This window comes from Geminicoccus flavidas (assembly GCF_009806515.1).
Lineage (GTDB): Bacteria > Pseudomonadota > Alphaproteobacteria > Geminicoccales > Geminicoccaceae > Geminicoccus > Geminicoccus flavidus.
This window is the reverse complement of the sequence record NZ_WUJP01000330.1, coordinates 1-1,861: the sequence shown is the minus strand read 5'-3', so window position 1 is coordinate 1,861 and position 1,861 is coordinate 1. Positions and strand designations below refer to the sequence as shown.

3 protein-coding genes are annotated in these 1,861 nt (G+C 71.1%); 2 read left to right on the top strand and 1 reads right to left on the bottom strand.

The genetic code is table 11. The features are described 5' to 3' along the window. Positions 1–695: TrmH family RNA methyltransferase (locus EQG76_RS09210; protein WP_159712684.1), on the top strand; the 695-nt coding region annotated here is incomplete at its 5' end. On the opposite strand, the gene hpt is transcribed toward EQG76_RS09210, so the two are convergent. Next, entirely contained in the window at positions 673–1,224 is a 552-nt protein-coding gene (gene hpt, locus EQG76_RS09205) for a hypoxanthine phosphoribosyltransferase (protein WP_200840675.1), read from the bottom strand. The genes EQG76_RS09210 and hpt overlap by 23 nt on opposite strands. Positions 1,225–1,310: 86 nt before the next feature. On the opposite strand from hpt, the gene EQG76_RS09200 reads away from it, so the two are divergent. Then, the gene (locus tag EQG76_RS09200) at positions 1,311–1,715 is read left to right on the top strand and encodes a VOC family protein (protein ID WP_159712682.1); all 405 of its coding nucleotides are present in this window, start codon (positions 1,311–1,313) and stop codon (positions 1,713–1,715) included. The last annotated feature ends 146 nt before the right edge of the window (positions 1,716–1,861 follow it).

The following is a 1,861-nucleotide window of genomic DNA, read 5'->3' as shown; positions in this document are numbered from 1 at the left end:
ACGCGCTGCGCTTCGGCGGCCGGGTGCGCGAGGCCCTCACCCCTGACCGGACCAAGGTCCAGGAACTGGCGGCCCAGCTCTGCCCGGACCTCCTCCCGCAACTGGATGGCCTGCTGGTGCAGGTGCCGACCGCGCGCTTCGCCGCCTTGGCCGGAGGTGCCGTGCCGACCGGCGTGGTAGCACTGGCCGAGCCGCGCGGCCATGCGCTGGCCGACGTACTGGCCGTCAGCGGCAGCCCGATCGTGCTGCTCGACCGGCCGACCCATCACGGCAATGTCGGCGCGGTGGTCAGGGCCGCGGCGGCGGCGGATGCGGCGGCGGTGCTCACCACCGGACCACACGATCCCTGGCACCGCTCCTGCCTGCGCGGCTCAGCCGGGCTGCATTTCGCCCTGCCGGTCATGCGCATCGACGACCTGCCGCACCAGACCGGGCGGCCGCTGGTGGCGCTCGACCCCGACGGGGCACCGCTGCGGCCGGGCTCGGTGCCGGACGACGCGATCCTCCTTTTCGGCTCGGAGCGGCGCGGGCTGGACGAGCGCTGGCGGCGGCGCGCGGAGCGGACCTTCTGCCTGCCGATGCGCCCGGGCGTGTCCAGCCTGAACCTCGCGACCTCGGTGGCAGCGGTGCTCTATCGCTGGCGGATCGACCGGGAGCGGGAGGGCGACGCGCTCAGGCCGCGTCGTCGAAGCTGACCCGCCCGATCCAGGGCAGGTGGCGGTAGCGCTCGGCCCAGTCGATCCCGTAGCCGACCACGAACCAGTCCTCGATGGTGAAGCCGATATGGTCGGCCTCGAACGGCACCTGGCGGCGCGACGGCTTGTCCAGCAGCGCGCAGGTCCGCACCGAGTTGGCGCCATGGGCGACCAGCAGGTCGCGGGTCCAGGCCAGCGTACGCGCCGTATCCTGGATGTCGTCCACCAGCAGCACGTCGCGGCCGCCGACGCTGTCGGGCATGGCACCGATCACCTTGACGGAGCCGGAGCTGCTGGTGCCGAGCCCATACGAGCTGACCTGGAGGAACTCGATCTCTGGGCGCAGCCCGTGCCGGTCCAGCGCCCGGGCGAGATCGGCCATGAACACGAACGCCCCTTTCAGGAGCCCCACCACCGTCACGTCCTTGGGCACCTCGACGGCGATGGCCTGGGCCAGCTCGTCAACGCGGCGGGCGATTGCATCCGCCTGGTACAACGGCAAGACCCGGTGCGGGGGGTCGTCACGCAATGCTCGCTCTCCACAGGCAGGCCCCCGCCGTGGTACCCGATCCAGCCAGGAACGTCAGTCGCTCAATCGCCAGGGAAGGGCGAACGATGCTCGACCATCTTTCCATCCGGGTGGCGGATCTCGCCAGGTCCCGCCGGATGTACGATGCCTGCCTGCCGGCACTCGGCTATCAGATCGTGATGACTATCGACAACGCGCCCGACTTCAAGGGCGTGGGCTATGGCGGCGACAGCCCGGAGCCCGGCTTCTGGATCGGCGCCTCGACCAATCCGGCCGACCCTCCGCCCGTGCCGATCGACGGCATGCACGTTGCCTTCGGCGCCAAGGACCGGCCGTCGGTGGATGCCTGGTACCGGGCAGCGCTCGCCCATGGCGGGACGGACAACGGGCCACCAAACATCCGCGCTCACTACCACCCGAACTATTATGCCGCCTATGTGATCGACCCGGACGGCTACCACCTGGAGGCGGTCTGCCATCTGGCCGCCTGAGCGACGTCCGCCCGTGGCACAGCCAGCGGGCGAGCGGTTGAGCCGGGCGGGATCGTGGTCACAGTGACCGCCGCGGGCCGTCACCGGTGGCGGCGCTGGCCCTATACCTCATGCTCAAGGAAAGGCCCTGCCCATGCCTGCCACCG